Below are 5863 nucleotides of genomic sequence, written 5' to 3'. Positions count from 1 at the left end.
ACCCCCACCCCCTCCGCCGGAACCTGGGTCGAGCACCGGGAGAAGGACATGGACGCCGTCCTCTCCCTCCCCGCCGAGTACAAGGAGTCCGCGCGCGAGGGCGGCGCCGCCGACCCGCCACGGCTCGTCGTCTACGACATCGGCCTCGTCCAGGTCCGCCTCACCCAGTGGGACAAGTCGCCCCGCCCCTTACTGGACCAGGCGCAGGAAGCGCAGGAGACCTGGGACAGCTACAACCACGACGCGAGCGGCCAGTACACCCGCACGACCTTCAAGGGCTACGACGCCGTCCTCGTCGACACGACGTACGACAAGGAGGTCTCCCCGACCCGCGTCATGCAGCTGATCGTGGTCACCGGCGACGACCGCATGTACGAGCTGCGCGTCGACATGCCCAAGGGCACGCCCACGGAGAAGAAGGGCACCGCCGTCTTCAAGGGCGCCCGTGACCGACTCGAGATCGAGTGACCCGGCGCCGACCCCGGCAACGCCCTGATCAGCGCGTTTGTTGCCAGTGGACACTGGCGGCATGTGAGCACTCGGTGAATCCCCGTTACCGACGGGTACACAAAGCCCGGCCCTCCGGCATACCCTGCGCCTCATGACGGACGCGCAGGCCCCGGCCAAGACCGGCACGAACCCCCTCGCCCCCGCCCCGGAGGGCGCCCGTACCGCAGCCGACGTGGTCACCCCCGAGCTGGTGGCCCAGCTCACCAAGGGCGTGGTCGGCTCCGGTCGTACCGCCAATCACACGCCGTTCACCGGCGAGAAGCTGGCCGACCTGCCCGAATCGACGCCGGAGGACGTGCGGCAGGCCTTCGAGGCGGCCCGCACGGCCCAGGCGGTCTGGGCGCAGGTTCCGGTACGGCAGCGTGCCGCCGTCCTGCTCCGCTTCCACGACCTGCTGCTCGAACGCCAGGCCGAGGTCCTCGACCTCATCCAGCTGGAGACCGGCAAGGCCCGTCTGCACGCCCACGAGGAGGTGCAGGCCGTAGCCGTCGCGGCCCGCCATTACGGCCGTAAGGCCCCCGCCTACTTGAAGCCGAAGCGGCACGCGGGCGCCATGCCCACGCTCACCCGCGTCACCGAACTGCGCCATCCGCGCGGCGTCGTGGGTCAGATCGCCCCCTGGAACTACCCCCTGGAGCTCTCCGTCGGCGACGCGCTCCCGGCGTTCGTCACCGGCAACGCGGTCGTCATGAAGCCGGACACGGAGACCTGCCTCACCGCTCTCTGGGCCCGTGACCTGCTCATAGAGGCCGGTCTGCCCGCCGATGTCTTCCAGGTCGTCCTCGGCGAGGGCCCGGTCGTCGGCCCCGAGGTCGTCAGCCACGCCGACTACGTCTCCTTCACCGGCTCCACCCGCACCGGCCGCCAGGTCGCCCAGGGCGCCGCCGCCCGACTGGTCGGCGTCTCCCTCGAACTCGGCGGCAAGAACGCCATGCTGGTCCTGGAGGACGCCGACGTGGAGAAGGCCGCCGCCGGCGCCGTCCGCGCCTGCTTCTCCTCCGCCGGCCAGCTCTGCATCTCCATCGAGCGGCTCTACGTCCACGAGTCGATCGCGGACGTCTTCGTCGAGCGCTTCGCCGCCCGCACCAAGGCGATGCGGCTCGGCAAGTCCCTCGCCTACGGCGCCGACATGGGCTCCCTGGTCGGCGAGCGGCAGCTGGAGACGGTCACCCGGCATGTGGAGGAGGCCGTGGCCAAGGGCGCGAAGCTCGTCGCCGGCGGTGTGGCCCGCCCCGACATCGGCCCGTACTTCTTCGAGCCGACCATCCTCGACGGCGTCGAGCCGGAGATGAGCGTCTGCGCCGAGGAGACCTTCGGCCCGGTCGTCTCCATCTACCGTTTCAAGACCGAGGACGAGGCGGTCGAACACGCCAACTCCACGCCGTACGGCCTCAATTCGTCGGTCTGGACGAAGAACGGCAGCCGCGGCCGCGCCGTCGCCGCCCGCCTGCGCACCGGCACGGTGAACGTCAACGAGGGCTACGCCCCCGCCTACGGCAGCGTCCAGTCCCCGATGGGCGGCATGAAGGACTCCGGCCTCGGCCGCCGCCACGGCTCCGAGGGCATCCTCAAGTACACCGAGGCCCAGACGGTGGCCCAGCAGCGCCTGCTGCCGATGGCCCCGTCGCTGGGGATGGACGACGAGAAGTACGCGCAGTTCATGAGCCGCAGCCTCCGCCTCATGAAGGCCCTGCGCTTCAAGTAACAACCCCCCTGTTCTCAACGAGGAGAGCACGTGCCACAGGACACCTATGACTACGACGTGATCGTCGTCGGCTCCGGCTTCGGCGGCTCCGTCACCGCCCTGCGTCTCACCGAGAAGGGCTACCGCGTAGGCGTCCTGGAGGCCGGCCGCCGCTGGACCCGCGAGAGCCTCCCCAAGAACTCCTGGGACCTCAGGAACTACCTCTGGGCGCCGAAACTCGGCATGTACGGCATCCAGCGCATCCACCTGCTCGGCAACGTCATGGTGCTCGCCGGCGCGGGCGTGGGCGGCGGCTCCCTCAACTACGCCAACACCCTCTACGTACCGCCGAAGGCCTTCTTCGACGACCCCCAGTGGCGTGACATCACCGACTGGCAGGAGGAGCTGAAGCCGTACTACGACCAGGCCCAGCGCATGCTCGGTGTGCGGCTCAACCCGACGATGACCCCGTCCGACGTCCACCTCAAGGCGGCCGCGGAGAAGATGGGCGTCGGCGACAGCTTCCACATGGCGCCGGTCGGCGTCTTCTTCGGCGACGGCAAGGACGCCGAGGGGAAGGCGCAGGTCAAGCCGGGTCAGGAGGTGGCCGACCCGTACTTCGGCGGGGCGGGACCTGCGCGCAGGGCGTGCACGGAGTGCGGCGAGTGCATGACCGGCTGCCGGCACGGTGCGAAGAACACCCTCAACGAGAACTACCTCTACCTCGCCGAGAAGGCGGGCGCGGTCGTCCACCCGCTGACGACGGTCGTCTCCGTCACGGACGACTCGCAGGGCGGCTACGCGGTGGCGACCCTGCCGACCGACCGCGGGAAGAAGGACGAGGGCAGACTGTTCACGGCCCGCCGAGTGGTGATCGCGGCCGGCACGTACGGCACCCAGACCCTGCTGCACCGCATGAAGGCGGGCGGTCAACTCCCGTACCTCTCCCCGAGGCTGGGCGAGCTGACCCGCACCAACTCCGAGGCCCTGGTCGGCGCGCAGACCGACAACCGGCGCTACCGCAGGGCGACGGGCGCGCCGAAGGTCGACTTCACCCGCGGGGTGGCCATCACGTCGTCCATCCACCCGGACGAGAACACCCACATCGAGCCGGTCCGCTACGGCAGGGGCTCCAACTCGATGGGCGGCCTGTCGATCCTCCAGGTCCCGTTCGCCGAGGGCCGTTCGCGGGTGGGCGCCTGGCTGGCGAACGCGGCCCGCCACCCCCTCCTCGTCCTGCGCTCCCTGTCCAACCGCCGCTGGTCGGAGCGGACCATCATCGGCCTGGTGATGCAGTCGCTGGACAACTCGCTGACGACGTATCTGAAGGAGGACGGCGTCGGCAAGGGCCTGCTGACGGCCCGCCAGGGCCACGGCGCCCCCAACCCCAAGCAGATCAGGGCGGCCTCGGAGGCGGCCTCGGCCATCGCGGCCGACATCAACGGCTTCGCCGGATCCAACGTCGGCGAACTCATGGGCACCCCCCTCACCGCCCACTTCCTCGGCGGCTGCCCGATCGGCGACTCACCCGAGACCGGCGTGATCGACCCGTACCACCGGCTGTTCGGCCACCCCGGCATCTCGGTCGTCGACGGAGCGGCGGTCTCGGCCAACCTCGGCGTCAACCCGTCCCTGACGATCACCGCCCAGGCCGAACGGGCGATGTCCTACTGGCCCAACAAGGGCGAGGCGGACCCCCGCCCGGCCCAGGGCTCGGCGTACGAACGCCTCAAGCCGGTGGAGCCGCTGTCCCCGGCGGTACCGACGGAGGCGTTCGGGGCGCTGCGGCTGCCGTTCCTGGGCGTGCCGGTGGTGCCGCCGAAGAAGTAGCCGCCTCCTGCGAGCGGTAACGAAAAGGGACCTGCGCCCCCCTCCGAGCGCAGGTCCCTCTTCGTTTCTCACGTGAAGCCAGAGCCTCACCGGCGTGACTTACGCCTCCGCACCGACCTTGCGGCGCTTCATGGCGAACACGACGCCCGCACCGGCGACGATCGCGATACCGCCGATGGTGCCGATGACCGGAAGGTTGGAGCTGGAGCCGGTCTCGGCGAGATTGCCGGTGACCGGCAGTTCCTCGACGCCGCCCTGCGGCTTGGTCTCCGGGCCCGGCTTGTGGGTGCCGTCACCCGGCTTGGCCTCACCCGGGTCCTCGTTGGAGCTGCCCGGCTTCAGCACGGTGAAGTAGGCGTCCGTGCCGTAGCTCTCGGCGATGCAGTCCTGGCCGTCGACCGTGTCCAGGTAGGCACCCGTACCGAAGGAGTAGCCGTCACCGACGGGCGCGTCCTTGTGCACGTTGAGGCGCAGCTTGCTCTTGATGTAGTCCTTCGGGGCCATCTCGTCGAGGCCCCAGAAGTATCCGCCGGCCCACTCCTGGGTCTCGCCGTTCTCGTCCTCGTAGGTCTCGCGGATCTCTTCCCACTGCTTGGTGGCGGGGTTGAGGAACTGCAGCTCGACGTACGGGGACAGGAACTTGTCCGGGTCCTCGATCTCGAAGTTCTCCACCTCCGCGTAGACCGCGACCTCCTTGAGGGTGGCCTTGGAGGTGTTGGTGACGGTCAGCGAGAACGTGTGCCAGCCGCTGCCCGCGACGATCTTGCCGGGGAGTCCGGAGATCTTGGAGTCGAGGGCCTGCTCCTCGTAGTTCTCGTCGACCTCCTCGCAGAACGGGTAGTCCGGCTCCTCGCTCGGCTCGGCCGACCCGGAAGGCTCGGTGGACGCGCTCGCACTCGCACTGGCGCTCGGCGAGGTGGACGCGGCCGGGGAGCTCTCCTCGGTCTCGGGCGTGCTCTCGTCGGCAGTCGGGGACGACTCCTCCGCGTCCGGCGTGCTCTCCTCGGCCGCGGGCGTGCTGTCCTCGGCGGCCGGGGTGCTCTCCGACGCCGTCGGCGTCGGCGTCTCCGTGGCGAACGCGACCGGCGCGGACAGCAGCGCGATCGGCGCGATGACAGCCGTCGTGGCCGCGGCGGCCAGTGCACGGCGAAGCTTCATGAAGACCTCGAAAGTCCGGAGCGCTGCGACATCGCAGCACACGTGTCAGGGAGGCCTCCGCGTGTGGGGCGCGGGTGTGGCCCTTGGTTCGCAGGGTTTGATCAGTGACGGCTGTGAATGGTTGTGCCTTCACTAACGGATTTCTTATGTGGTCTGCATCACATCTGACCGGGCCCTGGGCCTCAGCGATGTCCGAGGCCTGACGTACGCTCAGCTCCCTCCGACAGATCGAGAGAGAGCGCACAGGCATGGTCGACAGACCGTCAGAAGGGCCCAGACCCGGTTCCGGTGAGGGCGAGGGAGCCGGGTCGTCCTCGTCGTCCATATCCGACGACGAGTGGAAGAAGTTCGTCCAGGACGCCGAGCGGGAAACCACGTCCGCCCCGAAGGAACCCTCCGCCCGAGCCCGCATGGTCACCGAACGGCTGCGGCAGCAGGAGGCGCGGGGAGAGCTGCCGCCCGGCTGGCGTACCGGGCCCGCCTGGCAGGAGATGAACGGGCGGGCCGGCCGGCGTCGTCGGCTGTGGGCCGTCCTGGGCGTGACGCTCGCCGTCGCCGTGGCCGTCGTGGCGATACGGCCGTCGCTGATACCCGGCGACCCCTTCGGCGCGGCGGGGGACGCCGAGGCCGCCGGCACCCTGTCTCTTATACACATTGACGCTGCCGACGAACAGCTATACG

At 69.8% G+C, this 5863-nt stretch carries 3 protein-coding genes and 2 pseudogenes; 4 read left to right on the top strand and 1 reads right to left on the bottom strand.

The genetic code is table 11. The annotated features are described in order from the left end of the window. The 3 genes and pseudogenes from L0P92_RS41405 to L0P92_RS41395 all read left to right on the top strand — a co-directional run. Positions 1-468: pseudogene (locus tag L0P92_RS41405) on the top strand (serine/threonine protein kinase); the annotation flags it as partial. A 133-nt stretch (positions 469-601) separates the two neighbouring features. After that, on the top strand, positions 602-2215 hold the full coding sequence (locus L0P92_RS41400; protein WP_234768294.1) for a succinic semialdehyde dehydrogenase: 1614 nt from the start codon (positions 602-604) through the stop codon (positions 2213-2215). 30 nt (positions 2216-2245) lie between these two features. After that, positions 2246-4024, top strand: a complete 1779-nt coding sequence (locus L0P92_RS41395; RefSeq protein ID WP_234768293.1) for a GMC family oxidoreductase N-terminal domain-containing protein — start codon at positions 2246-2248, stop codon at positions 4022-4024. 99 nt (positions 4025-4123) lie between these two features. Here L0P92_RS41395 and L0P92_RS41390 read toward each other — a convergent pair whose 3' ends face one another. After that, positions 4124-5182, bottom strand: a complete 1059-nt coding sequence (locus L0P92_RS41390; protein ID WP_234768292.1) for an LPXTG cell wall anchor domain-containing protein — start codon at positions 5180-5182, stop codon at positions 4124-4126. Positions 5183-5430: 248 nt separating this feature from the next. Between L0P92_RS41390 and L0P92_RS41385 the strand changes: the two are divergent. Continuing rightward, a pseudogene (locus L0P92_RS41385) lies at positions 5431-5863 on the top strand (hypothetical protein); the annotation flags it as partial.

Source organism: Streptomyces muensis (assembly GCF_021474425.1).
Taxonomy (GTDB): Bacteria; Actinomycetota; Actinomycetes; order Streptomycetales; family Streptomycetaceae; genus Streptomyces; species Streptomyces muensis.
Note: the sequence above shows the minus strand (reverse complement) of the source record. Positions and strands in the feature narration are given on the sequence as shown.

Excerpts from the sequence above, each read along its gene's own strand:
- L0P92_RS41400 (WP_234768294.1), top strand. The coding sequence starts at position 602 with ATGACGGACGCGCAGGCCCCGGCCAAGACCGGCACGAACCCCCTCGCC.
- L0P92_RS41390 (WP_234768292.1), bottom strand. The coding sequence starts at position 5,182 with ATGAAGCTTCGCCGTGCACTGGCCGCCGCGGCCACGACGGCTGTCATC.